Source organism: Kribbella kalugense, assembly GCF_004365875.1.
Classification (GTDB): Bacteria; Actinomycetota; Actinomycetes; order Propionibacteriales; family Kribbellaceae; genus Kribbella; species Kribbella kalugense.
In genome coordinates this window covers 996,852-1,020,300 of sequence record NZ_SODF01000003.1, presented here as the reverse complement: position 1 = coordinate 1,020,300, position 23,449 = coordinate 996,852, and the positions used below count along the sequence as shown (strand labels likewise).

Below are 23,449 nucleotides of genomic sequence, written 5' to 3'. Positions count from 1 at the left end.
GGCGTCACGCCGTTTGAGTAGTGCACCGTTTACGGCGTACGTGCACTAGTTGAAGGGGTGTGGGATGAAGACTGTTCTGATTTCTGGTGGCGGGATCGCTGGGCCGGCGTTGGCGTTCTGGCTGCGGCGGTTCGGGTTTGCGCCGACCGTTGTGGAGATCGCGGCGACACCGCGGCCGGGTGGGCAGACCGTTGATCTGCGTGGGGTCTCGCGAGTGGTGGCTGAGCGGATGGGGTTGATGCCGGCGGTTGCCGAGCTGCAGTTGCATGAGCGTGGGCTCGAGTACGTGCGGGCCGACGGTCGGCGGTCCGCGGCGATGGCGGCCGAGTTGCTCGACGGGGCCGGGCCGGTGGCGGAGATCGAGATCCTGCGTGGTGATCTCGCCGCGATCCTTGCCGACGCGACCGACGAGGTGGAGTACCTGTACGGCGACTCGATCGCGGAGCTGGATCAAGACGCGAGCGGGGTCGACGTGACGTTCGCGAGCGGGACGCGGCGGCGGTTCGATCTGGTGGTCGGCGCGGATGGCGTGCACTCGGGAGTACGGCGGTTGGCGTTCGGGCCGGAGTCGGAGTTCGTGCACCATCTCGGCGGCTACACGTCGTACTTCACGGTCGAGGCGCCCGAGGACCTCAACCATTGGATGAAGGTCTACACCGCGCCGCGCGGTCGCTGGGTCGCTCTCCGGCCGGACCACGGTCCGCAGTTCGCGAAGGCGTTGCTGAGCTTCCGATCGCCGGTGCTCGAGTACGACCGGCGTGATGTCGAGGCGCAGAAGCGTCTAGTGCACAAGCGTTTCGAGGGGCTCGGCTGGCACACCGAGCACGTTCTCAAACAGCTGGAGACGGCCGAGGACTTCTACCTCGACAGCATCAGCCGGGTCATCGTGCCGCAGTGGTCACGCGGCCGGATCACGCTGGCCGGTGACGCCGGGTATTGCGGTTCGCCGCTGGCCGGTCACGGTACGGCGCTCTCACTCGTCGGGGCGTACGTCCTCGCGGGAGAGCTGGCTGCTGTGGACGGAGATCACGTCCGCGCGTTCCCGGCGTACCAGGCCCGGCTGCAGGCGTACGTCGCTCAGCGGATGGAGCTCCCGCCGGGCGGGATCAAGATGGCGATGCCGATGACGTCGTTCGGGATCGGGTATCGGGACCTGATGCTGCGGGCGATGACGTCGCGATTGATGGCTGGAGCGCTGACCAAGATGGCGATCGCGAAGCCGGACGCGATCGACCTGCCCGAGTACTCAGTCGAGCGGGGAGACCCACTCGGGGTTGCGTCCGAGCAGGGCCAGTAGTTGGTCGAGGTCGGGGGCCGTGCCGGAGACCTTGACGCTGCGTTCGAACGCGTAGCCGGTGCCGCGGTTGGACTCGGTGTCGGGGATCCGGCGAGCCAGCACGAGTGCGAGCTCGATCATGTCCGGCGGCGGGTTGTACGGGACGTCGATCGCGCGAGCGAGATCCCAGGCGTGTACGACGCAGTCGAGCTGGTGGAAGGTCAGTGCGATCCGGCGCGGAAACGAACCGAATTCGCGCACCTCCACCAGCCGGTCGAGCGCACCGCCGTCGGCGAACGCGTCCGCGACCCGCACGTTGGACCGCCGGTACGCACCGGCCGGGTTGTCGCCGAGGCGGCCGCCGTTCCAGGTATGGATGGAAGCGGAGCCGTTCAGCGCGGCGGCGGCGAGGCCTTCGTTCTGACTGACCAGATGACGCATGAGCCCGCGGACGGTCCAGTCCGGGCACGGGGTGGGGAACCACAGTTGCTCGGGTCGCACCTGCATCACGACTTCCCCGAGCACTGCGCCGGCGCGCCGATCCAGATCCCGGATGTCCATCCGCTCTCCTCCCGTGGCTGCCCCTGCGAGCATAAGGCGGGTACGCCGCCTTCGCAGGAAACCGCGTGGTTCACAAGGGACAACCCGCACGCAGACGGCCCGACCTGCAACAGGTCGGGCTCCGATGTCTCGGGATCAGGCGCCGGCGACGTCCTTGGCGGCGGCCTTCGCGGCCTTCTTGAAGTTGCGGACCTCACCCAGCGAAGCGGGGTCGGTGACGTCGGCGATCGACCGGCGGGAACCGCGGTCGCCGTAGTGGCCGGCGGCCTCGCGCCAGCCCTTCGGCTGGATGCCGCGCTGCTTGCCGAGCAGGGCAAGGAAGATCTTCGCCTTCTGCTCGCCGAACCCCGGCAGCGCCTTCAACCGCTTCAGCACCTCGGCCCCGTCCGGCTTCGGGCGGCCGGCCAGCCAGATGTTCGTGGTCTCGCCGTCGTAGTTGTCGATGATGTGCTGCGCCAGCGCGTGCACGCGGCGGCCCATCGATCCGCCGTACCGGTGGATGGCCGGTGGCGTGACGCTGAGCTCGACGAACGTGTCGAGGTCGGTCGCGGCGATCTTGTGCAGGTCGAAACCGTCCATCCGGTTCGCGAGTTTCAGCGGGCCGGAGAAGGCGTGCTCCATCGGATACTGCTGGTCCAGGAGCATCCCGACCAGCAAGGCGAACGGGTCGTCGTTGAGCAACTTGTCGGCGTCCGGGTTGCCGGTGAGGTGTAGTTCGCGCAGCATGCCGCCCATCTTGACATGAAGTCGGCGCGGCCGAGGTAGTGCGCGTACGATGTATGTGCACTAGTTCAGGAGGGGTGGATGAGTGAGGCGCCGTACCAGGTGATCGCGGCCGAGTTGCGTCGGCGGATCGAGGCGGGGGAGCTGAAGCCGGGGGACCGGGTGCCGTCGACGCGGGCGCTGGTCCGCGACTTCGGGGTGGCGATGGCGACCGCCACGAAGGCGCTGCAGGCGTTGCAGGCCGAGCGACTCGTGCATCCGAGTCCCGGCGTCGGCACCGTGGTAGGTCCGCCGCCCCGAGCCGCGCGTCGTACTCAGCAACCAGAGCTGAATCGCGACGAGGTCGTGCGGATGGGGATCGAGATCGCCGACGCCGAGGGGCTGGCGGCGTTGTCGATGCGGCGGATCGCGGCCGAGCTCGGGGTGTCGACGATGGCGCTCTATCGGTACGTCGGCGGCAAGGACGCGCTGGTCGTGCAGATGGTCAACGAGGCGATCGGGGAGTTCCCGTTGGGGGAGGCGCCGAGTGATTGGCGGGATGCGATCACGGCGGTGGCGCGGGTGCACTGGGCGGCGTACCGGCGGCATCTTTGGCTGGCGAGTGCGATCAGTTTGAGCCGGCCGCAGTTGGTGCCGCGGCTGCTGCCGCACACGGATGCGATGCTGCGGGCGTTGCGTGGGTTCGAGAAGAGTGCGGCGTTGTCGACGATGATCAGCCTGTTCGCGTATGTGCGCGGGGTGGCGCTGGTGATGGAGGCCGAGGCGCAGGCCGAGCAGGACACCGGGGTGACTGCCGACGAGTGGGTCGTGCAGCAAGGCGATCAGTTGGCGGCGATGATCGCGATGGGGAATCTGACCGCGTTCCGGGAGTTGCTCGCGGACGGCTTCGACTACGAGTACGACCTGGACCGGCTGTTCGAGTTCGGCCTCGAGGTCTTCCTCGATGGGCTCGCCACCCGGGGAAGGGGTGCTTGATGCTCCCGCGCCTACTGCGCGGCACTCGGCACGGCACCTCGCCGCACGTGAGCAAAGGCCACGATGCTCCGCATCGAGACCTTCGCTCCCGCGCGCCGATGCACCGCACCGAGCACCTGCTCGCTACGGCGCGGGAGCACCAAGCACCCCTTACGCTAAGTGCTGACGTCTTCTCCGGAGGTGGCGATGGAGCCTGTGTTCGCGCCGGGTGTGCCTGTGGGCGTACGGCGGTTGTACGAGCACCGGCCGGAGTTGTTCGTTGCCGCCGACGCGCCGCGACCGAAGCGGCAGACCTCGTGGTCGGTGGCTCCCGGGAACACCTTCGGGACGTTGCTGGTGTGGGCTGCGGTGTGTGTCGGCGGGTGGATCCTGGCGCTGATCGTGATGGCAGCGATCTTGCCGACCGCGGTGGCCGCATGGGCCGCGGTGGTGCTGGCCGGGATCGCGGTCCTGGCGACCGGCGGGATCCTGGTGAAGTCGGTGGTCGAGGACCGCGGGCACAAGGCGGTCCGGGTGCAGCACGGGAAGTACCTGCTGCCGAAGGACTTCGACGACGCGGCCGGGCGGCTGCTCGGGCGGGCTCAGCGTGCGGTAAAAACGGTGCTTGAGGCAACAGTTACCCGGCGCGGGCTGCTGGACGAGATGAAGAACGAGCTGGTGCTGCCGGAGCAGCTCTGGGATATCGCGCAGGTGCTCCGGGAGCAGACGGTACTGCGGGCGCGGCAGAAGGACATCGCCCGCGGGATGGAGACCGCCGAGCTCGACGCCGTACTGGGTCCACAGCGTCGCGCCCTGGCCCTGTCCGTCGACGCGATCAAACGCAAGGTGGACCTCCTGGACCGGTACGCCGACCGGGTCCGTTCCGCCGACGCCGCCCTCCGCGCCGAAGCGGCCTTGGAGGACGGCGACCGCTACATCGAACTCCTCGCCCGCACCGAACCAGTAGGCGACACCTCCGTGATCCAAGGATTCGCCGACGAAGCCACCGCCTTGAAGGACACCCTCACCCGCTCCATCAACGCAGCCCGCGACGCCGGCCGGACCTTAGCGCTGCCCGAGTAGTTCGGCTTCCTGCTCAGGGGTCAGCCCGATGCTGAGCTCGGGCTCGCCGCGGTCGTGGTCCCACTTGAGGACGTCGGCGACGGTCTGGCGGAGCGGGGTGACGGACATGCCGGCCGAGCGGGCCTTGGCCGGGTTGCGGCGGCGTTCGCCCCATTCGGGTTCGGGGTCGACCAACGGGAAGCGGGGCGGTACGGCGTCGGGTGCGATGGGGACGATGTCGACCGACGTACCGGCGAGCTCGGCCGACAGTTCGATCAGCTCGGTGATGGTGGATTCCGGCCCGACCGCGTTGAACGCTCCGGCGCGCTCATCGGTGACGAGTTGGTTGACGAGACGAGCGACATCGCGGCTGTCGATCAACTGGAGCGGCTGCTCCGGCCCGGTCGGCAGGGCGACCCGGCCACCACGGGCGCCGCGGCGGATCCAGTAGAGCGCCGTACCGGACGAGTCGCCGGGACCGGTGACGCGGCCGGGACGGACGATTGTTGCCTGGTCGCCGTACCGCTCGACGATGTCGTCCTCGCAGGCGACCTTGCAGGGTCCGTAGGTGTCGTTCGTGAGTACGTCGGCATCGCGGAGCGGCTCGCGGCGCGGCGCGGTCTCGTCGGTCCCGGCCGGTAGGTCCCGCACGTAGACGGCGTGGCTCGAGATGAACACGTAGCGCCCGACCCGATCGCCGAGCACGTCCATCGCCTGGTCGACGTCCCGAGTCCGGAAGCCGCTCAGATCGACCACCGCGTCCCATTCACCGGTCCGCAGCGCCTCGTAGTCCCCGGTCTCCCGGTCTCCGATCAGCGCGGTCACGCCCGCAGGCAGCGGTGATCCGCTCTGCCCGCGGCTGAAGGAGGCGACCTCCGCCCCGTGCGCCAGCGCGTCCTCGACGATCGCGCGTCCGACAAACCCATTTCCACCCAGCACGAGAATCTGCACGATCGGTCAACCTACCGGCCGGATCCGGCCGATTGACAACCGATTAACGCTGTAACACGTCTGAAGAGGTACGGGGCGCGGGATGTGGCGCACACTGGAGGCGGGACGGCGGACAGGGGAGCCCATGGGGAGTCGTGCGCGCGCGGCAACGAGACGGCCACGATCGGTGCCGAGGTTGCTGGGGCTGACCCTGTTGGGCGCACTGCTTCCAGGACTCGGATTGATCGCCGGTGGCCGCCGGCGGATCGGCGCGTTCGTCCTCACCCTGTTCCTCGGATTGGTCGGCCTCGGCGTGTACGTCGGCCTGACCCGACGGGATCAGGTCCTCGCGGCTGCCGTCGTACCCAGCCGGCTGCTGCTGACGTCGGTGCTGATCGGAGCCCTCGCGTTCCTCTGGATCATCGTGATCGTCGCGTCGCACCGGTCGTTGCGTCCGGCAACCGGTGGAGCGGGCGGTCGGGCCCTCGGCGCTGGGTTCGTCGGGATCCTGTGCTTCGCGATCGCGGCGCCGGCCGCGGTCGGCGTGCAGACCGTCCTCGCGCAGCGGACGCTCGTGCAGGACGTCTTCCAGGCCCAGGGCGAGAGTAAGAGCGCGACCCGGCCGAAGGTGGTCAACGTCAAGGACCCGTGGGAGGGCAAGCCGCGGCTGAACCTGCTGCTGCTCGGCGGTGACGACGCACCGAGCCGGGAGGGCGTGCGGACCGACACGGTGATCGTGGCGAGCATCGACACCAAGACCGGCAACACCTCCCTGATCTCACTGCCGCGGAACCTGACCTTCATGCCGTTCCCGAAGGACTCGCCGCTGTACAAGTACTACCCGGAGGGCTTCGGCAAGGAAGGGCTCAGCCTCGAGGGCCGGCTGGAGTGGATGCTGACCGCGATGTACCAGAACGTCCCGGATGCGCATCCCGGCATCCTCGGCCCGTCTGACAACGAGGGCGCGGACGTCGTGAAGCAGTCGGTCGGCGAGGCGCTCGGGCTGAAGCTCGACTACTACCTGCAGGTCAACCTGCAGAGCTTCCCGGAGATCGTCGACGCCCTCGGCGGGATCACCGTCAACGTCAACGAGCGGGTCGCGATGGGCGGCATCAGCAGCTCCCACATCCCGCCGAAGGAATGGATCGAGCCAGGCCCGAGCCAGCACCTCGACGGGCGGCACGCGCTGTGGTTCGCCCGCGGGCGGTACGGCGCGGACGACGACCAGCGCCAGGTCCGCCAGCGGTGCGTGATCAAGAGCATCGTCGACGCTGCCGATCCGCAGACCCTGGTGACGAAGTACAAGGCGATCGCGAAGGCCGGTCAGCATCTGCTCCGGACCGACATCCCGCAGGAGTTGCTCCCCGCGATGGTCCAGCTGGCCCTCAAGGTCAAGTCCGGCACAGTCTCCAACGTGACGCTGGACTCGGAGAAGCTCCGCCTCAAGTACCTCCACCCCGACTACCAGGCCCTCCGCGACACGGTTGAGAACGCCCTCGAGTCCACGCCGGCCCCGTCCGCCACCCCGCCACCGACCACGACTCGCAAGCCCACAACCACCACGACGGCGCCACCTCCAGGTCCTACTCAGAACCTGGCCGACGCGTGCGCCTATCAACCCAACGGCGACCAGCCCAACTGAGGGGTAGCTTTGGCCCCATGCGCTTCGACAGCTACACCGTGACTCTGCTGACGCTGCGCACTGATGCGCCGGTGATGACCGACGAGGAGGCTGCTGCCCTGCAGGACCGGCACCTCGCCCACGGTGCCGACCTGCAAGAGCGCGGCCTGGTGCTGGCTCGCGGACCGCTGACCGATCAGGACGACGAGCGCTTCCGCGGATTCTCGATCTGGTCGGTGGACGCCGCGACTGCCCGCGAGCACGCCGCGGCCGATCCGGCGGTGCTGGTCGGTCGTCTCGCGGTCGAGGTGATGACCTGGAACATGCCGGCGGGCAACCTGCAGTTCTCGAAGGTGCGCGCGCCCAGGTCGATCGCAGAAGTGATGGCCGACTAGCCGTCGGTCGGCACCGGCCTTCCGAAGAGGGCTTCGGCAACCGCGGCGAGGTGCGGGCGAAGGTCCTCCTCGGTCGCCTTGGCCAACGTCGGGGTGCCGACGGCGGTGCGGAGGATTCCGATGCCGAGCAGCCACGCGCCGAACAGCTCGGTCCGGAGGTTCTTGTCTTCGTTGCCGTCGGCAAGTTGTGACAGGACGTCCAGATAGCCTTCGCAGACCTGCTGGCGGAGGCGGTCCTTGGTGTCCTCGTGCCCGGCGGACCGGAGCATCGCGATCAACGGATGCTCACCGGCGTACTCTGACCAGTCCTCGAAGACGAGCTGGTGCATCAGCTTCGCGGGCAGCTCCTCGACCGGACCGTCGGGCAGTACGACGGGAGCCGACGAGCCGGCCATCGCTTCGGTGAACAACGACGACTTCGACCCGAAGTACCGGAAGACCAGCGCCGGATCCACGCCGACGTCCCCGGCCACGTCCCGCACGCTCGTCCCGTCGTACCCGTCCCGGGCGAACCGGAGCCGCGAACACTCCAGCAACCGCGCCCGCGTCGCCTCCCGGTCCCGCTTGTGCGCCATCAGGCCCTCCAAGTCATCGATCGTTGACATGCTACCCACACCGCGTCTACGGTCTAAGTCACCGATCGATGACTTAGGAGCTGAAATGAAGAACGCCGTGGTGGCCGGTGGGACTACCGGGATGGGCCGTGAGATCGCCCTGCACTACCTGCGCCGGGGTGCCAGGGTGACGGTGATCGGCAGTACGCCGTCCCGCGGGGAACAGTTCCTCCGCGACGCCGAGCCGCTCGACGGCGAAGCGTCGTACCTGCAGGCCGATCTGCTGTCCGTCGCCGAGAACCATCGGGTGATCAAGGAGGTGACGGCCAGACATGAGGCCCTGGATGCACTGGTCCTGGCCGCGATGGTCCCGTTCGTGAAGCGTCGGGAGACGGTCGACGGACTCGAGGGAGCGTTCGTCCTCTACTACCTGAGCCGTTTCATCCTCAGCTACGGCCTGACCGACCTGCTCGAGCGCGGCGAGACGCCGATCATCACCAACATCGGCGCGACTGGCATCACCAAGGGCGCGGTCAACTGGGACGACCTGCAGTTCGCGAAGAAGTTCAGCATGGTCCAGGCGACGTTGAGCGGTGGCCGGGCGAACGACCTGCTCGCCGTTCACTACCTGCAGAACCATCCGGACGGACGGACGAAGTACTTCGGGGTGCAGCCGCCGTACACGAAGAGCGGCACCAACCATCTCCCGCAGCCGCTCCGGACTGTGGCCAAGGTCAGCGCGGCCCTGTTCGCGAAGCCGCCGGCGGAGAGCGTCAGGGACACGCTCGCTGTGATGGACGACCAGCCGGATGAGCGGTTGATCCTGCGAGCGGTCGGCGAACCGGTTGATCCGACGTTGAAGACGTTCGATCCTGACGACGCGAAGAGGCTGTACGAGCTGACGCTTCCGATGATTTGAGTTCGCGTGTCGATCTGGTGGTGGCTCGCTCGACGTGAGAGTAAGTGATGGACCGACACGACGAGGAGCGGCAGCGATGCGCTACATGATCATCAACAAGGTGGACGCCGACAGCGAGGCCGGGAAGTTCCCGCCGCCGGAGGTGGCCGAAGGGGTCGGCAAGGTGGTCGAGGACCTGTCGAAGGCCGGGGTCCTGCTGTTCGCGGAGGGTGTGCACCGCAGCTCGCTCGGCGCCCGGGTCAAGGTCGACGACGGCCGGCGTACCGTCACCGACGGTCCGTTCGCCGAGACCAAGGAGCTGGTCGGCGGCATCATCGTCGTCGAGGTCCGCAACCGCGACGAGGCGATCGAGTGGGCGGCCCGGCTGGCCGAGGCGCTCCGTGCCGAGGTCGAGGTACGCCGGGTGGTCGACGAGGCGGACTTCGGGCCCGACTCGGACATTTTCCAGAACTGATCGTCCATTCCGGCCGCCTCCGTTCGTGGAAGTGGCATGAACAACACACTGAAGGTTCCCGAGGCAGAGCTGTACTACGAGGTGCGCGGATCAGGACCCTTGGTGGTCCTGGTCGGCGCCCCCATGGACGCGGGCTGGTTCGCGCCGCTGGCCGACTTGCTGGCGACCGACTACACCGTGCTCACCACGGACCCGCGCGGCGTGAAGCGCAGCAAACTCAACCCCGGCGGTACGTCGACACCCTCCGAACGGGCCGATGACCTGGCCCGACTGATCCGACACGTCGACGCAGGCCCGGCCGCCGTGCTCGGGTCGAGCGGCGGAGCGGTCAGCGTGCTCGCGTTGGCGCAGGAGCATCCGGACGTGGCGAGCACCGTGATCGCGCACGAGCCGCCGCTGGACCGGCTGGTCGCCGACGCCGACGAGTTGCTGGCCGCGTCCGAGCGGATGATGGCCGACTACCTGGCCGGCGACGTGATCGGGGCGTGGAAGCAGTTCTTCGAGTTGTCGAACGTCCCGGCGCCGGACGGTTCGGTCGAGCAGATGTACAGCGGCGAGCGGGACCCGCAGGACGTCGCCGACGAGCGGTTCTGGTTCGCGCACGAGATGCGTGAGTCGATCAGCTGGCGGCCGGACCTGGATCGGCTCCGCGGGAACGGCGTACGGATCGTGGTCGGGATCGGTACGGAATCGACCGGTCAGCTGTGCGAGCGGACCTCGATCGCACTGGCTGACGGGCTCGGCGTCGTACCGACCCGCTTCCCGGGCGGTCATCTCGGTTTCGCCGAGCAACCGGGAGCGTTCGCCGAGGCGCTACGCGCTCAGCTTGTCCAGGTTCGTCTCGACCCAGGTGCGTAGGGCGCCGAGCGGCTTGGACACGCTGTGGCCGAGGTCGGTGAGTGAGTACTCCACGTGCAGCGGCACAGCCGGGTAGATCTCCCGGTGCAGGAAGCCGTTGTCCTCGAGCCGGCGCAGCGTCTGGGTCAGCACCTTCGGACTGATCCCTTGCAGCCGCCGCTGCAGCTCACCGAACCGCAGCGGGCCGTCCTCCAGCGCACCGATCGCGAGGGCGGCCCACTTGTTCGCGAGCAGATCGAGCACGTCCCGGCACGGACACTGGGCGGCGTACACGTCGTGCTTGTCGTGTACCCCGGTCGCACATCGCGTAGTCATTTGCCTCTCCGTACTACCCATTAGGAAGTAGTGGTCCTTGCGGGATACTACCTCCTTCTAGATAGCTTGCGGGCATGAAAGCCATCACTCAAGACATGTACGGCGGTCCCGAGGTCCTGCACCTGGTCGACATCGAGCGGCCGGAGCCGCTGCCGACCGAGGTCCTGGTCCGGGTCCGCGCGGCCGGTGTGAACCCGGTCGACGCCAAGACCCGCGCCGGATCGGGCGTGGCCGGCCTGCTCGGCGAGCCCCCGTTCGTCCTCGGCTGGGACGTGTCGGGCGTCGTCGAGGAAGTCGGTCACGGAGTCCACACCCTCGCGGTCGGCGACGAGGTCTACGGCATGCCCTGGTTCCCGCGAGCAGCCTCGGCGTACGCGGAGTACGTGACCGCGCCGTCGCGGCACTTCGCCCGCAAGCCGGCCAACCTGAGCCACACCGAGGCGGCCGCGGTCCCGCTCGCCGGACTGACGGCGTACCAGATCCTTACCGCGCTGGCCGGGGTGGAGAAAGGTCAGCGGGTGCTGATTCACGCGGCCGGAGGCGGGGTCGGGCACCTCGCCGTCCAGTTCGCCAAGGAGCTCGGCGCGTACGTCGTCGGTACGGCGAGCGCCGGCAAGCACGACTGGTTGCGTGGACTCGGCGCCGACGAGCTCATCGACTACCACTCCACCGACCTGGCGGCCGCGACCGCGGACATCGACGTCGTGGTCGACCTGGTCGGCAGCGAGACCACGCTCAGCCAATCGGTGGCCGTGATCCGGCCGGGCGGACTCCTGGTCGCCGTACCGTCCGGGGCGTCGCCGGAGCTGATCGCCAAGGCCGCCGAGTCGGGTGTCCGGGTCGCGCCGTTCCTGGTCGAACCGGACGGTCACGCGCTCGGGGAGATCGCCCGGCTGATCGAGGACGGAGCAGTCCGGATCGAGGTCGAGGAGGTGTTCGCGCTGGCCGCGGCGGCCGACGCGCACCGGCGGTTGGAGACTGGCCGGGCGCGCGGGAAGCTGGTCCTCGAGGTCAAGTGAGACGCGCTCGTGGGTGATGTGGGGCGGTATGTGAAGCTGGGGTAGTCCGGTGCGTGCGCTGGGGTGTGAAAGCGATCGCGCCGGGCACCGGTCTCAGGTACCGCGTGGCCGTTCCGCAGCGTGGTGTCTTGACCTCAACCGTGGTTGAAGTTTCAAGCTGGTGCCGCTGGCACAGGACATCGGAGATATCGGCCCCCGCGGGCCCCGACGAAGGAGCAGAGTTGACCACGTACACGCTTCCCGACCTCCCCTACGACTACAGCGCGCTCGCGCCGAGTATCGCCGGCGAGATCATGGAGCTGCATCACGACAAGCACCACGCCACCTACGTGAAGGGTCTGAACGACACCCTGGACAAGCTGGCCGAGGCCCGCGACAAGGGTGACTTCGGCTCGATCGTCGGGCTGGAGAAGACGCTCGCCTTCAACCTCGGTGGTCACGTCAACCACTCGATCTTCTGGAAGAACCTGTCGCCGGACGGTGGCGACAAGCCGGACGGCGAGCTGGGCGCGGCGATCGACGAGTCGTTCGGCTCGTTCGACGGCTTCCAGGCCAACTTCACCGCCAGCGCGACCACCATCCAGGGCTCCGGCTGGGCCATCCTCGGCTGGGACGCGCTCGGCGGCCAGCTGCTCGTGCACCAGCTGTACGACCAGCAGGGCAACCTGCCGGCCGGCCAGATCCCGATCGTGATGCTGGACATGTGGGAGCACGCCTTCTACCTGCAGTACAAGAACGTCAAGCCGGACTACGTCAAGGCTTGGTGGAACGTCGTCAACTGGGCCGACGCGCAGGCTCGGTTCGACGCGGCCCGCACCGGCGCCGGCGCGCTGATCACCGGCGCCTGACAAAGGCGGATCTCCACACCATCACAATCACTCGCGCCCGCCCGGTTCCCGCTCAGCGGGGCCGGGCGGGCGCGATTGTGATGGCCTGGCGATCCGGCATCACCGACAGAAGTCCGCAATCACCGGGGCGATCGCCCCGGCCTTGATCACATGGGTCTGACCCGGCACCTCGGTATGCCCGGCGCCCCGGACCGCGTCCGCGAGCGCGCGGGTCGAGGTCTTCATCCAGCCCGGGCTCTTCCCGCCGTTGACCACCAGCACCGGCTGCTCGATCCCGGCCCATTGGGACGCGTCCATCGGGTCGCCGAAGCAGTTGTCACCGACGACCTGAGCGTCGTACGGCAGGGTGTGCGCGATCGCCTTCATCGGTTTCCAGGCCGGCATCAGCTTCATCATCGAGACGATGATCCCGGGCAGGCCGATCCCCTTGGTGAAGAAGTACTTGATCGCATCAGCCGGCTCGAGCGCCTGCAGGTCGGCGACCCAGGTCCGCGGGATCTGCTTGCGGCTGTCGTCGACGACGTACGGCGGCTCGAAGGCGACCAGCTTCTCGATCGGCAGCCCGGCGGCGGTCGCCCGCAGTGCGAGCGCCGCACCGGATGACGAGCCGTAGACGTACGCCGATCCGCCGGCGGCCTCGATCACCGCGGCCAGGTCCTCGATCTCCCGCTCGACCTCGTAGGACTCCGCGTCGCCGGAGTCCCCGCGGCCGCGCCGGTCGTAGTTGTAGACGGTGAACCGGTCCGCGAGTTCCGCGGCCACGTCCGGCATCGGCCCTTGCGCCCGAGAGCAGAGCGCGCCGTCGACGAGGACGAGCGCCGGCCCGTCTCCACGCCGGTCGTACGCGATCGTCGTTCCGTCCTTCGACTCCACCGTGTTCATGTCGTTCCTCCTGTTAGAGCGGCAGTCTTCACTGGTGCGTCGACGGTCCCGGATCCGAATCGACCACGTGTGACCTAGATCACTTCCACAGCTCGCAGTGATGGTTACCGCGGTGGCGAAGCTGGACGTCGCGAACCGCACGCAGGTCGCCGTCCTCCTCCACGAAGCCGAGTGAGCTAGCAGGCGGCGGCGCGTTCCAGCAGGAGCTTGCGTTCGCGTTCGTTCCGGGTGAGGGCGGCGGCCTTCTCGAACTCGGTCCTGGCCTCGGTCAGGCGGCCGAGTTTGAAGAGGAAGTCACCGCGCACACTCGGCAGCAGGTGGTAGTCCTTCAACGACGGGTCGTCGGCGAGTGCGTCGACCGCATCCAGACCACGCTGCGGACCGAACGCCATCGAGATCGCGACCGCCTGGTTCAGCTCGACCACCGGCGACGGGGTCACCTGCGCGAGTACGGCGTACAGGCCGGCGATCCGGGCCCAATCGGTGTCGTCCGGATCGGCCGCGCGGGCGTGGCAAGCGGCGATCGCAGCCTGGAGGAGGTACGGGCCGGGTGGCTTCTCCAAGGCCCAGGCGCGCTCGATCCCTTCGAGGCCGCGGCGGATCAGCAGCCGGTCCCAGCGACGGCGGTCCTGGTCGAGCAGCAGCACCGGCTCGCCATCAGGCCCGACGCGCGCGTTGGCCCGGGACGACTGCAGCTCCATCAGGGCGAGCAGTCCGAGTACTTCGGGTTCGGTCGGCATCAGCTCGGCGAGCAGACGGCCGAGTCGTATCGCCTCGTTGCACAGGGTCGGACGCATCCAGTCGTCGCCCGCGGTCGCGGAGTACCCCTCGTTGTAGATCAGGTAGACGACCTCGAGCACCGACGACAGCCGCTCCAGCAGCTCCGGCCCGGACGGCACCTCGAACTCGACCTCGGCCTTGGCCAGGTTGCGCTTGGCCCGGACGATCCGCTGCGCGATGGTCGGCTCCGGCGCGAGGAACGCGCGGGCGATCTCGTCGGTCTTCAGGCCGCCCAGCAGCTTCAGCGTCAGCGTCACCCGGGCGTCCATGGTCAGCACCGGGTGACACGCGGTGAACACCAGCCGGAGCAGATCGTCCTCGATGTGGTCCTCGAGGATCGATTCGACGTCGTCTTCCACGCTGTCGCCGTCGATCTCGAGCTCGTGGCCCATCTCGGCGAGCTTGCGCTGGTAGGTCTCCTTACGCCGGATCAGGTCGATCGCCCGCCGCTTCGCGATCGCCATCAGCCAGGCGCCCGGATTGTTCGGTACGCCGGACTTCGGCCACTGCTCCAGCGCCGCGACCAGCGCGTCCTGGGCCAGCTCCTCCGCCAGCCCGACGTCCCGCACGATCCGCGCGACACCCGCGACAATCCGCGCCGACTCGATCCGCCAGACCGCGTCGACCGCCCCGCTCGCCTCCGTTACTGTCACCCGCCGATAGTAGACAGGAACTCGATCGTGCGGGTTTGCTCGGCCGCGGTGCCGATCGGCGCGAGCATCAGGTCGGTGATGCCGGTGTCGCGGAGCTGGGCGATCCGCTTGGCCAGCGTCTCCTCGTCGCCGGCAAGCAGTACGTCGGCCGGACCGCTGACGCCCTCGCGGTCGAGGACGGCGCGGTACTCCGGGACCTGGCCGGACAGCGCGAAGTCGGTGGCGTACTGGGCTTGCGTGGAGTCGGTGTCGTTCGTCAGGCAGATGTGCAGCCCGGCGACGATCCGTGGCGCCGGACGACCCTGCGCAGCCTTGGTGATCGACGGTACGACGTGTTCCGCGAGCGTCCTCGGTCCGGTCATCCAGGTGATCGTGCCGTCCGCCAGTTCTCCGGTCACCTTGAGCATGGCCGGGCCGAGCGCGGCGACCAGCACCGGGGGAGCGGTGGCGCCTTCGATCGCGACTGCGCCGACCGCGGTCAGCGTCTCGCCGTGATGGTCGACAGGCTCGCCCCGGAGCAGTGGCCGCAGTACCTCCAGGTACTCGCGGAGCCGACGAGCCGGCCGGTCTGTCGGTAGGCCGAACATCGGGCCGACCATCGCGGCGATCCCGGCGCCGATCCCCAGCGTCAGCCGGTTGCCGGTCGCTGCCTGGACGGTGAGCGCCTGGCTTGCCAGCACCAGCGGATGCCGCTGCGGGAAGGGCACCACCGCGGTGCCGAGCTCGCCGGTCGACGTTGCGCCGGCGATGGCCAGGGTGGTGAGGGCATCGAGGTTCGGGCCCTGGGTCAGCCAGGCGGTGCCGATGCCGCTCGCCGACTGGATCTGGTGCGTGATGTCTGCCAGGTCGGTCTGCTTGCGGGCGTCGCCGTACGCCAGTCCGATTCGCATCTGAAGCTCCTGAGGTAGTAAGTGGGGTATCCCCCCGGTTAACCTGCGCTACGATATGGGGTACCACCCCAGTTAGCAAGGGAGTTCGATCGTGCGTGCGGATGCCCGGCGGAACTACGACCGGATGGTCGCGGTGGCCGCCGAGGTGGTCGCCGAGCAGGGCGCCGGCGCCTCCTTGGAGGAGATCGCGCGGCGGGCGGAGGTCGGGTCGGCGACGTTGCACCGTCACTTCGGTGGCCGGGTCGCTCTGCTGGAGGCCGTCTTCGAGAGCAGTATTGAAGCAGTCTGCGCGCGGGCCGACGAGCTCCAGGATTACCCGAAACCCCTGCAGGCGTTGACGATCTGGCTCCACGACATGGTCGGCCACATCACCACAGTGCATGGTCTCGGGCCGGCGCTGATGATGAGCGCCGAGCGCGGTTCGCAGTGCCATCAGCGGATCCGCGCGGCCGGCCAGAGCTTGCTGGATCGGGCTCAGAAGGACGGCTCGGTCCCGGCCGACGTCGCCATCTCCGACGTACTGCAACTGCTCAACGGCATCACGCTGGCCAGTGACTCCGACACCGCTCAGGCCGACCGTCTCGTCGACCTGGTCATCCGGGGCGTAGCACCAGGCGCGAGCTAATAGACTTCGTCCCCTGAACCCCCTCCGAACGATGGCTCGAGGTTTGTTGTGCTCACCATGCAGGACGCGCTGATCGCGCTGACGAAGTACTGGACCGACCGGGGCTGCATGGTCGTGCAGCCGTTCAACAGCGAGGTCGGTGCGGGAACGCTGAACCCGGCGACGATCCTGCGGGTGCTCGGTCCCGAGCCGTGGCGGGTCGCGTACGTCGAGCCGAGTGTCCGGCCCGACGACAGCCGTTACGGCGAGAACCCGAACCGCCTGCAGACCCACACCCAGTTCCAGGTGGTGCTCAAGCCGGACCCGGGCAACCCGCAGGAGCAGTTCCTGGACAGCCTGGCCACGCTCGGGGTCGACATCCACGCGCACGACATCCGGTTCGTCGAGGACAACTGGGCGAACCCGGCGACCGGGTCCTGGGGTCTCGGCTGGGAGGTCTGGCTGGACGGGCTGGAGATCACCCAGTTCACCTACTTCCAGCAGGCCGGCGGCATGACGCTCGACCCGGTGTCGGTGGAGATCACCTACGGCATCGAGCGGATCATGATGGCGCTGCAGGGCGTCTCGAACTTCAAGGACATCGCCTACGCACCGGGCATCTCGTACGGCGAGGCGTTCGGCCAGGCGGAGTACGAGATGAGCCGCTACTACCTCGACGACGCGGACGTGGAGTCGCAGAAGCGTCTGTTCGAGGAATATGCGAACGAGGCCCGTCGGATGATCGACGACCGGCTCCCGGTGCCCGCGCACATCCAGGTACTGCGTTGCTCGCACACCTTCAACGTGCTCGACGCCCGCGGTGCCGTGAGTACGACGGAACGCGCCAAGGCCTTCGGCCGGATGCGGACGCTTGCCCGCGAGGTCTCGCGGCTGTGGGCCGAGCGGCGCGAGGAGCTCGAGTACCCGCTCGGACTCGCCGAGCTTCCGGCCGCAGTCGCCGAACCGACTGAGTTCCCCAAGATCACCGGGACCCGGCAGCTGACCTTCGAGATCGGCACCGAGGAGATGCCGCCGTCCGAGGTCACCAAGACCGCCGAGGCCGTTCGATCCGCGCTGGAAGAGAAGCTCGGCGCGACCCGGCTCGGTCATGGCGCGATCACGACGTACGCGACGCCGCGTCGGGTGGTCGCGTTCGTCGCCGAGGTCCAGGCCGGTGAGCCCGACGCCGAGCGCGTGGTCCGCGGCCCGAAGAAGGCGGCCGCGTACGACGCCGACGGCAACCTGACCAAGGCCGCTGCCGGGTTCGCCCGCGGCCAGAAGGTCGAGCCGACCGAGCTGCACGACCTGGATGTCGACGGCGTCGAGTACGTCGCGGTGACCAAGCCGGACCCGGGTCGGGGTGCGGCCGAGGTGCTGAGCGGCGTACTGAGCGAGATCGTCGCCGGACTGCGCTCGGACAAGAACATGCGGTGGAACGACGCCAAGTTGTCGTTCACCCGCCCGGTCCGCTGGCTGGTCGCGCTGCTCGGTGACCAGGTCGTTCCGGTCTCGGTGTCGTCCCTGGCCGCCGGCCGTACGACGCGGGTCCACCGGACGGCCGCTCCGCCGAAGGTCGAGATCGCCGCGGCCGAGGGGTACCTCGATCTGCTCCGGATCCACGGCATCGAGGCCGACCCGGCACGGCGCCGTTCCGTGATCGTGTCGGCCGCGAGCGAGCTCGCAAAGGGCGTCGACGGCACGGTGGACGTCGAGGGCGAGGCCGCGTTGGTCGACCAGATCGTCAACCTGGTCGAGGAGCCGACGCCGATCCTCGGTGGCTTCTCTGCGGACTATCTGGACCTGCCGAGCGAGATCCTCACGACGGTGATGCGCAAGCACCAGCGCTACCTGCCGGTCCGCGATGCCGATGGCAAGCTGCTTCCGCATTTCGTTGCTGTGGCCAACGGTTCGGTCGACGAGGACCTGGTCAGGGCAGGCAACGAAGGCGTACTGCGGGCGCGCTACGAGGACGCCGCGTTCTTCTGGCGGGCCGACCTGGACACGCCGCTGGAGTCGATGAAGGGCGAGCTGGAGAAGCTCGCCTTCGAGGAGCGGCTCGGCTCGATGGCCGACCGCGCGGGCCGGATTGGGCGGGTGGCCTTAAAGCTTGCCGAGGTCGTCGACCTGGGTGGCGACGACCTGACCACGCTGAAGCGGGCCGCCGAGCTGGCGAAGTTCGACCTCGGGTCGCAGATGGTGGTCGAGCTGACCAGCCTGGCCGGCACGATGGCCCGCGAGTACGCGCGCCGCGCCGGTGAGACCGAGGCGGTTGCCCAGGCGCTGTTCGACATGGAGCTGCCGCGCTCGGCCGGTGACCCGGTGCCGTCGACGACCCCGGGTGCGCTGCTCGCGCTGGCCGACCGGTTCGACCTGCTGGCCGGCCTGTTCGGTGTCGGTGCGAAGCCGACCGGAAGCTCGGACCCGTTCGCGCTGCGGCGCGCGGCCGCCGGTGTGGTCGCGATCCTCCGCGAACACCCCGAACTGCGGGCGATCACCCTGCCCGTCGGCCTGAAGGCGGCCGCGGACGAGATCGGTGCCCAGGGCATCGACGTACCGGAGTCCTCGCTGGACGAGGTCGCCGAGTTCACCGTCCGGCGGTACGAGCAGCAGCTGCTCGACCGCGGCGACGACCACTTCCAGGTCGCCGCTGTGTTGCCGTTGGCAACGGCTCCGGCGGATGCGGACGAGACGCTGAAGACCCTGCAGGAGCTGGTCGGCAACCGCGACTTCGCCGACCTGGTCGCCGTCCTCCAGCGGGTACGCCGGATCGTCCCCGAGGGCACCGAGGCGTCGTACGACTCGAGCAAGCTGACCGAGCCGGCCGAGGTCGTCGTACACGAAGCGGTCGAGAAGATCGGACAGGCACCGACCGGCCTCGGCGACTTCGTCGCGGCCGCCTCGGTCCTGGTCGAGCCCGTCAACGCCTTCTTCGACGAGATCCTGGTGATGGCCAAGGAGCCGGACATCCGAGCCGCCCGCCTCGGCCTCCTCGCCACCATCAGTCAACTCGCCGCCCCGGTCCTCGACTGGCAAGAACTGGGCACGAGTTTGAACGCATGATGGTCACGCCTGCCGAAGTGGCCGAGCGGTCGGAGCTGGTTGCGCTGCGGTTGCGTGAGTATCTGCCGCCGACGCCGTTCGTCAGGTACGACGCGGTCAGCGACGACGTGGGCGCCGACCTGCTGGTGAAGTGTGAGCACCGGCAGGTCACTGGGTCGTTCAAGGCTCGTGGGGCGATGGCGAAGATTCTGACGCTCAGTGACGAGGAGCGGCGGCCGGGGGTGGTGACCGCTTCGACTGGGAATCACGCGCTCGGGGTCGGTAATGCGCTTGCGACTCTCGGCGGGCACGGGATCGTTTACCTGCCGGAGAACGCCTCGCCGAGCAAGGTCGCGGCGCTGCGTCGGCTCGGGCTGGAACTGCGGGCTGAGGGCAACGATTCCGGGGTGCTCGAGCCGAAGGCGCGGGCGTACGCCGCGGAGCACGGTCTGGCCTACGTGTCGCCGTACAACGACCTGGACATCGTCGCCGGGCAGGGCACGCTGGCGGTGGAGATTCTCGAGCAGCTCGGCGGTGCGCCGCTGGACGCGGTCGTGGTCTCGGTCGGTGGTGGCGGGCTGATCAGCGGGGTCGCTTCGGTGTTGAAGAAGCACCTGCCTGACATCACGGTCTATGGCGCGCAGCCCGCTATGGATGATGCGATGGCGGCCTCGGTGCGGGCCGGTGAGATCGTCCAGGTCGACGCCGCGCAGACGTTGTCGGACGGTACGGCGGGCAGCGTCGAGCCGGGCAGCATCACGTTCGAGCTGTGCCGGGAGCTCGTCGACGATTGGGTGCTGGTCGAAGAGGACGCGATCCGGGATGCGCTCCGGATGGTCATCGACACCGAGCATCAGTTGATCGAGGGTTCGGCCGCGCTGGCGTTCGCGGCCGCGCGGGAACGCCGTACCGAATTGGCCGGCAAGCGCGTCGCGGTGGTGTCCTGCGGCGGCAACATGTCGTCCTCGACGTTGGTGGCCGCGCTTGCGTGAGCTGGTCGTGCTCGGGACCGGCAGCCAGGTGCCGTCCCGGGAACGCACGCAGAACGGGTACTTCCTGCGCTGGGACGAGGAGGGGTTCCTGTTCGATCCGGGCGAGGGGACGCAACGGCAGATGCTGTACGCCGGGGTTGCGGCCGGCGCGATCACCCGGCTGTGCGTGACGCATTTCCACGGTGATCATTGCCTCGGCGTGCCCGGGATCGTGCAGCGGTTGTCGCTGGACGACGTACCGCATCCGGTCCGCGCGCACTACCCGGCGTCGGGGCAGACGTACTTCACCCGGCTGCGGTACGCCGCTTCGTTCTTCGAGCGGGCCGAGTTGGTCGAGGAGCCGGTGGAGGAGGACGGGCTGCTGTCGGTCGGGTCGTTCGGGCAGCTGTGGGCACGCCGGCTGGAGCATTCGATCGAGTCGTTCGGCTACCAGCTGATCGAGCCCGACGGCCGCCGGATGCTGCCGGACCAGCTCGCTGCTCACGGGATCGTTGGTCCGGCCATCAGTCGCCTCCAGCAAGCCGGCTCCCTCGAGGTGGACGGTCGCACGGTGCGCATCGAGGACGTCAGTGAGCCCCGACCCGGCCAGCGGTTTGCCTTCATCATGGACACGCGGCTGTGCGAGAACGTACTGCGCTTGGCCGACCGTGCCGACCTGCTGGTGATCGAGTCCACGTACTTGTCGTCCGAGGCCGACCTGGCCCGCCGCTTCGGCCACCTCACCGCGCGCCAAGCTGCTCGCGTCGCCGAGGAGTGCGGCGTCCGCAAACTCGTCCTGACGCACTTCTCCCAGCGCTACCTGGAACCCGGACGCTTCCACGAGGAAGCCGCCGCCGAGTTCAGCGGCGAGATAGTCGTCGCCGCCGACCTGACCCGCACCCCGGTCCCGGCGCGACGCTAGGCGTTGTCCACAAAGGTTGAGGTCGTAACGCTGTTGACCCGACCAGCCGGCGCCTCACCCGAGCGACTGACCGTCACTGCGGATGTGGGGAGGGTTTTGCACCCAGAACGGCACAAGATCCTCCCCGAGTTGGCTCTTGTGGATGATGTGTGGGTGGGTTGAGTTGGCCTGCTAGGCGGCGGGTGCTCGGTGGTTGGCCGTCGTCGAGTCGTGTGTTGTGGTTGGTGCCGGGTTCGTCGAGTCGTGGATCGGTCACGGGCCGGCGATCTGCAGCTCGACAGGTAGTACATCTGCGATACGCCGTACGCGTCGGCGTTTTAACGCTCAGGTGTACTACCGGCTGCCCGACACTACCTGTCCAGATGACCGCCACCCCCCCGTCGCGACGCTAGGCGTTGTCTGCCAGGAAGTCGTCGATCAGGGTGTTGACTTCCTTTGGGGACTCGAGTGCGGCCAGGTGCGCGGACTGTTCGAGGACGACGAAGCGAGCGCCGGGGATCGAGTCCGCCATCTCCTCGGTCTCGGCCACCGGGAACGTCGCGTCCTCGGCGCCGGCTACCACCAGGACTGGCGTGCGGATGGTGCCGAACAGAGCCCGCTGATCGGGGCGGCGCGGTACGACGCTGGTGACGGCATGGTGGCCGGAGGCAATGTTCACCCGTTGCGCGAGCTCGTTGACAGTAGCAACGACCTCGGGCTTCTCGCGTTTGGCGGTCGGTCCGAGGAAGGCGTCGCGGACCGGCCCGACGAGTGGTCCGCGGATGCCGCCGAGCAGTCGGGCCGATCGGGTCAGGACGCCGTACTCGAACCGTTGCCGCCGACCGGACGGGGAGGCGGTGGCGTTCATTAGGACCGCGATGCCGATCCGGTCGGGATGCAGCGCGGCGAACGTGCCGCCGATCATGCCGCCCCAACTGTTGCCGATGACATGGACCCGGTCGGCGCCGAGGTCGTCGATGATCGCGAGGATCACCTCGGCGCACTGGTCGAAGCTGAACGGTCCGGTCAGCGGCTCGCTGCCGCCGTGGCCGGGCGGATCGACGAGGATCACCTGGAAGCGGTCGGCGAAGTGCGCGGCCTGGGCGGACCAGAGGGTGCCGTCCATCAACAGGCTCGGCCAGAACAGCATCGCGGGTCCGGACCCATCCACGCGCAACCGGATCCGGCCCAGCACGGTCTCGACGTACCGATCCTGCATGCCTGAACGGTACCGGTCAGGGTGCCGGAATCGCTGCTGTTAGGCGCGTCGTGAGTTCGCGAACGGTCTCGATCAGCTCGGGTGGTGACTGGATCTCGAACGGAAGCCCGAGCAGACCGAAGTGCAACGCGAGTTGGTCGAGCGAGTTGGCGCCGGTCTCAACCAGCGTCGTCGAGTCGTCGACCGGCGTCACCGCCGCGACGTTCGGTCCGTACCGATCCGCGACCTGCTCGGCCGGGGCATGCACCAGGATGCGGGCCTGGTAGCGGTAACCACCGGAGGCGACGCCGCGCGCGATGGTCGCCAGATCCGGTACGTCGCGCGGCGTGAACCGCGGCCCGGTCGGGATCCGCGGCTCCAACCGGTCGAGCCGGAACGTCCGCCAGTCGGTCCGGTCGAGATCCCACGCGACCAGGTACCAACGGCGACCGGTGTGCACCAGCCGATGCGGCTCCGTCGTCCGAGTGGTCGCCGTACCGTCGTGATTGCGGTAGTCGAACCGCATCCGCTGATGATCGCGACAAGCGGCCGCAACAGCGAGCAGTACGTCGGGTTGCACCGACGGACCGCCGGCCGGGGTGACGGCGATCTGCTGGAGGAGTGTGATCCGGTGTCGGAGCCGGGACGGCAGGACCTGTTCGAGCTTGGTGAGCGCGCGGACCGACGACTCCTCGGTCCCGGCCACGGTGCCGCTCGCGGCGGCGCGCAATCCGATTGCGACCGCGACGGCCTCCTCGTCATCTAGGAGCAGTGGCGGGAGCGCGGCGCCCGAGCCGAGGCGGTAGCCGGCCACACCCGGTACGGCGTCGACCGGGTAGCCGAGGTTGCGGAGCTTGTCGACGTCCCGCCGTACCGTCCGGACCCCGACCGCGAGCTCGTCGGCCAGGGCAGCGCCGCTCCACTCCCTGGGTTGCTGCAGGAGCGAGAGCAGTTTGAGCAGTCGTGCCGAGGTTTCGAGCATGTTCTGAAGTCTGCCACCTGGTTAGGACTGAAGGTGTCCTAAGCAAGTGACAGAGTTTGG

Annotated in this window: 24 protein-coding genes; 14 read left to right on the top strand and 10 right to left on the bottom strand. The window is 68.6% G+C overall.

What is annotated here, in order from left to right:
• Positions 1–64 precede the first annotated feature (64 nt).
• A complete protein-coding gene (locus EV650_RS36355; RefSeq protein ID WP_134123675.1) occupies positions 65–1,297 on the top strand; it encodes an FAD-dependent monooxygenase in 1,233 nt (410 codons plus the stop codon).
• Here the strand turns inward: EV650_RS36355 and EV650_RS36350 are convergent.
• Both EV650_RS36350 and EV650_RS36345 read right to left on the bottom strand, forming a co-directional pair.
• Positions 1,247–1,837, bottom strand: coding sequence for a TIGR03086 family metal-binding protein (locus tag EV650_RS36350; protein WP_134123674.1), 591 nt, complete (start codon positions 1,835–1,837; stop codon positions 1,247–1,249). The two genes, EV650_RS36355 and EV650_RS36350, sit on opposite strands and share 51 nt — an antisense overlap.
• A gap of 135 nt (positions 1,838–1,972) precedes the next feature.
• Complete coding sequence (locus EV650_RS36345) at positions 1,973–2,563, bottom strand: HhH-GPD-type base excision DNA repair protein (protein WP_134123673.1); 591 nt, start codon at positions 2,561–2,563, stop codon at positions 1,973–1,975.
• Between the two features lie 78 nt (positions 2,564–2,641).
• Here EV650_RS36345 and EV650_RS36340 point away from each other — a divergent pair, with 78 nt between their 5' ends.
• Positions 2,642–3,535 carry a GntR family transcriptional regulator gene (locus tag EV650_RS36340; RefSeq protein ID WP_134123672.1) on the top strand — a complete coding sequence of 298 codons (894 nt, stop codon included), beginning with the start codon at positions 2,642–2,644 and terminating at the stop codon, positions 3,533–3,535.
• 186 nt (positions 3,536–3,721) lie between these two features.
• A complete protein-coding gene (locus EV650_RS36335; protein WP_238174703.1) occupies positions 3,722–4,597 on the top strand; it encodes a hypothetical protein in 876 nt (291 codons plus the stop codon).
• On the opposite strand, the gene EV650_RS36330 is transcribed toward EV650_RS36335, so the two are convergent.
• The gene (locus EV650_RS36330) at positions 4,580–5,527 is read right to left on the bottom strand and encodes an NAD-dependent epimerase/dehydratase family protein (RefSeq protein WP_134123670.1); all 948 of its coding nucleotides are present in this window, start codon (positions 5,525–5,527) and stop codon (positions 4,580–4,582) included. The two genes, EV650_RS36335 and EV650_RS36330, sit on opposite strands and share 18 nt — an antisense overlap.
• A gap of 166 nt (positions 5,528–5,693) precedes the next feature.
• Here EV650_RS36330 and EV650_RS36325 point away from each other — a divergent pair, with 166 nt between their 5' ends.
• Together EV650_RS36325 and EV650_RS36320 are read left to right on the top strand one after the other, a co-directional pair.
• Positions 5,694–7,148 (top strand): LCP family protein, encoded by a 1,455-nt coding sequence (locus EV650_RS36325; RefSeq protein WP_238174702.1) that lies wholly within the window; start codon positions 5,694–5,696, stop codon positions 7,146–7,148.
• Positions 7,149–7,165: 17 nt separating this feature from the next.
• On the top strand, positions 7,166–7,522 hold the full coding sequence (locus EV650_RS36320) for a YciI family protein (RefSeq protein WP_134123669.1): 357 nt from the start codon (positions 7,166–7,168) through the stop codon (positions 7,520–7,522).
• Here the strand turns inward: EV650_RS36320 and EV650_RS36315 are convergent.
• A complete protein-coding gene (locus EV650_RS36315; protein ID WP_202875220.1) occupies positions 7,519–8,127 on the bottom strand; it encodes a TetR/AcrR family transcriptional regulator in 609 nt (202 codons plus the stop codon). The genes EV650_RS36320 and EV650_RS36315 overlap by 4 nt on opposite strands.
• Positions 8,128–8,182: 55 nt before the next feature.
• Here EV650_RS36315 and EV650_RS36310 point away from each other — a divergent pair, with 55 nt between their 5' ends.
• From EV650_RS36310 to EV650_RS36300, 3 genes are all read left to right on the top strand, one after another.
• Entirely contained in the window at positions 8,183–8,995 is an 813-nt protein-coding gene (locus tag EV650_RS36310; RefSeq protein WP_134123668.1) for an SDR family NAD(P)-dependent oxidoreductase, read from the top strand.
• Between the two features lie 76 nt (positions 8,996–9,071).
• Entirely contained in the window at positions 9,072–9,449 is a 378-nt protein-coding gene (locus EV650_RS36305; protein ID WP_134123667.1) for a YciI family protein, read from the top strand.
• 36 nt (positions 9,450–9,485) lie between these two features.
• A complete protein-coding gene (locus EV650_RS36300; RefSeq protein ID WP_134123666.1) occupies positions 9,486–10,307 on the top strand; it encodes an alpha/beta fold hydrolase in 822 nt (273 codons plus the stop codon).
• Here EV650_RS36300 and EV650_RS36295 read toward each other — a convergent pair.
• Complete coding sequence (locus EV650_RS36295; RefSeq protein ID WP_134123665.1) at positions 10,263–10,622, bottom strand: winged helix-turn-helix transcriptional regulator; 360 nt, start codon at positions 10,620–10,622, stop codon at positions 10,263–10,265. The two genes, EV650_RS36300 and EV650_RS36295, sit on opposite strands and share 45 nt — an antisense overlap.
• 74 nt (positions 10,623–10,696) lie before the next feature.
• On the opposite strand from EV650_RS36295, the gene EV650_RS36290 reads away from it, so the two are divergent.
• Positions 10,697–11,641: an NADP-dependent oxidoreductase gene (locus EV650_RS36290; protein WP_134123664.1), complete on the top strand. Its 945-nt coding sequence runs from the start codon at positions 10,697–10,699 to the stop codon at positions 11,639–11,641.
• 221 nt (positions 11,642–11,862) lie between these two features.
• Complete coding sequence (locus tag EV650_RS36285; protein WP_134123663.1) at positions 11,863–12,489, top strand: superoxide dismutase; 627 nt, start codon at positions 11,863–11,865, stop codon at positions 12,487–12,489.
• Between the two features lie 99 nt (positions 12,490–12,588).
• On the opposite strand, the gene EV650_RS36280 is transcribed toward EV650_RS36285, so the two are convergent.
• The 3 genes from EV650_RS36280 to EV650_RS36270 form a co-directional block, all read right to left on the bottom strand.
• Positions 12,589–13,371: an alpha/beta fold hydrolase gene (locus EV650_RS36280; protein ID WP_134123662.1), complete on the bottom strand. Its 783-nt coding sequence runs from the start codon at positions 13,369–13,371 to the stop codon at positions 12,589–12,591.
• A gap of 176 nt (positions 13,372–13,547) precedes the next feature.
• Positions 13,548–14,804, bottom strand: coding sequence for an RNA polymerase sigma factor (locus tag EV650_RS36275; protein WP_134123661.1), 1,257 nt, complete (start codon positions 14,802–14,804; stop codon positions 13,548–13,550).
• Positions 14,801–15,694, bottom strand: coding sequence for a TIGR03564 family F420-dependent LLM class oxidoreductase (locus EV650_RS36270; protein ID WP_134123660.1), 894 nt, complete (start codon positions 15,692–15,694; stop codon positions 14,801–14,803). Before EV650_RS36270 ends, EV650_RS36275 begins: the two co-directional genes overlap by 4 nt.
• A gap of 91 nt (positions 15,695–15,785) precedes the next feature.
• Between EV650_RS36270 and EV650_RS36265 the strand changes: the two genes are divergently transcribed.
• Genes EV650_RS36265 through EV650_RS36250 form a run of 4 tightly spaced genes read left to right on the top strand, consistent with a single transcriptional unit; the run spans position 15,786 to position 21,230 of the window.
• Positions 15,786–16,319 carry a TetR/AcrR family transcriptional regulator gene (locus EV650_RS36265; protein WP_238174701.1) on the top strand — a complete coding sequence of 178 codons (534 nt, stop codon included), beginning with the start codon at positions 15,786–15,788 and terminating at the stop codon, positions 16,317–16,319.
• Positions 16,320–16,376: 57 nt separating this feature from the next.
• Positions 16,377–19,358: a glycine--tRNA ligase gene (locus tag EV650_RS36260; protein ID WP_166678410.1), complete on the top strand. Its 2,982-nt coding sequence runs from the start codon at positions 16,377–16,379 to the stop codon at positions 19,356–19,358.
• The gene (locus EV650_RS36255) at positions 19,355–20,329 is read left to right on the top strand and encodes a pyridoxal-phosphate dependent enzyme (RefSeq protein ID WP_134123658.1); all 975 of its coding nucleotides are present in this window, start codon (positions 19,355–19,357) and stop codon (positions 20,327–20,329) included. The genes EV650_RS36260 and EV650_RS36255 overlap by 4 nt, the downstream gene beginning before the upstream one ends.
• Complete coding sequence (locus EV650_RS36250) at positions 20,322–21,230, top strand: ribonuclease Z (RefSeq protein WP_134123657.1); 909 nt, start codon at positions 20,322–20,324, stop codon at positions 21,228–21,230. The genes EV650_RS36255 and EV650_RS36250 overlap by 8 nt, the downstream gene beginning before the upstream one ends.
• A gap of 388 nt (positions 21,231–21,618) precedes the next feature.
• Here EV650_RS36250 and EV650_RS36245 read toward each other — a convergent pair whose 3' ends face one another.
• Both EV650_RS36245 and EV650_RS36240 read right to left on the bottom strand, forming a co-directional pair.
• On the bottom strand, positions 21,619–22,428 hold the full coding sequence (locus tag EV650_RS36245) for an alpha/beta fold hydrolase (protein ID WP_134123656.1): 810 nt from the start codon (positions 22,426–22,428) through the stop codon (positions 21,619–21,621).
• A gap of 16 nt (positions 22,429–22,444) precedes the next feature.
• Complete coding sequence (locus EV650_RS36240) at positions 22,445–23,389, bottom strand: helix-turn-helix transcriptional regulator (protein ID WP_134123655.1); 945 nt, start codon at positions 23,387–23,389, stop codon at positions 22,445–22,447.
• Positions 23,390–23,449 lie beyond the last annotated feature (60 nt).

Bases quoted from the DNA above. Each gene is read 5' to 3' on its own strand.
- EV650_RS36355 (WP_134123675.1), top strand. From the start codon at position 65: ATGAAGACTGTTCTGATTTCTGGTGGCGGGATCGCTGGGCCGGCGTTG.
- EV650_RS36350 (WP_134123674.1), bottom strand. From the start codon at position 1,837: ATGGACATCCGGGATCTGGATCGGCGCGCCGGCGCAGTGCTCGGGGAA.
- EV650_RS36345 (WP_134123673.1), bottom strand. From the start codon at position 2,563: ATGCTGCGCGAACTACACCTCACCGGCAACCCGGACGCCGACAAGTTG.
- EV650_RS36340 (WP_134123672.1), top strand. From the start codon at position 2,642: ATGAGTGAGGCGCCGTACCAGGTGATCGCGGCCGAGTTGCGTCGGCGG.
- EV650_RS36335 (WP_238174703.1), top strand. From the start codon at position 3,722: ATGGAGCCTGTGTTCGCGCCGGGTGTGCCTGTGGGCGTACGGCGGTTG.
- EV650_RS36320 (WP_134123669.1), top strand. From the start codon at position 7,166: ATGCGCTTCGACAGCTACACCGTGACTCTGCTGACGCTGCGCACTGAT.
- EV650_RS36315 (WP_202875220.1), bottom strand. From the start codon at position 8,127: ATGTCAACGATCGATGACTTGGAGGGCCTGATGGCGCACAAGCGGGAC.
- EV650_RS36310 (WP_134123668.1), top strand. From the start codon at position 8,183: ATGAAGAACGCCGTGGTGGCCGGTGGGACTACCGGGATGGGCCGTGAG.
- EV650_RS36305 (WP_134123667.1), top strand. From the start codon at position 9,072: ATGCGCTACATGATCATCAACAAGGTGGACGCCGACAGCGAGGCCGGG.
- EV650_RS36300 (WP_134123666.1), top strand. From the start codon at position 9,486: ATGAACAACACACTGAAGGTTCCCGAGGCAGAGCTGTACTACGAGGTG.
- EV650_RS36295 (WP_134123665.1), bottom strand. From the start codon at position 10,622: ATGACTACGCGATGTGCGACCGGGGTACACGACAAGCACGACGTGTAC.
- EV650_RS36290 (WP_134123664.1), top strand. From the start codon at position 10,697: ATGAAAGCCATCACTCAAGACATGTACGGCGGTCCCGAGGTCCTGCAC.
- EV650_RS36280 (WP_134123662.1), bottom strand. From the start codon at position 13,371: ATGAACACGGTGGAGTCGAAGGACGGAACGACGATCGCGTACGACCGG.
- EV650_RS36270 (WP_134123660.1), bottom strand. From the start codon at position 15,694: ATGCGAATCGGACTGGCGTACGGCGACGCCCGCAAGCAGACCGACCTG.
- EV650_RS36260 (WP_166678410.1), top strand. From the start codon at position 16,377: ATGCAGGACGCGCTGATCGCGCTGACGAAGTACTGGACCGACCGGGGC.
- EV650_RS36255 (WP_134123658.1), top strand. From the start codon at position 19,355: ATGATGGTCACGCCTGCCGAAGTGGCCGAGCGGTCGGAGCTGGTTGCG.
- EV650_RS36245 (WP_134123656.1), bottom strand. From the start codon at position 22,428: ATGCAGGATCGGTACGTCGAGACCGTGCTGGGCCGGATCCGGTTGCGC.
- EV650_RS36240 (WP_134123655.1), bottom strand. From the start codon at position 23,389: ATGCTCGAAACCTCGGCACGACTGCTCAAACTGCTCTCGCTCCTGCAG.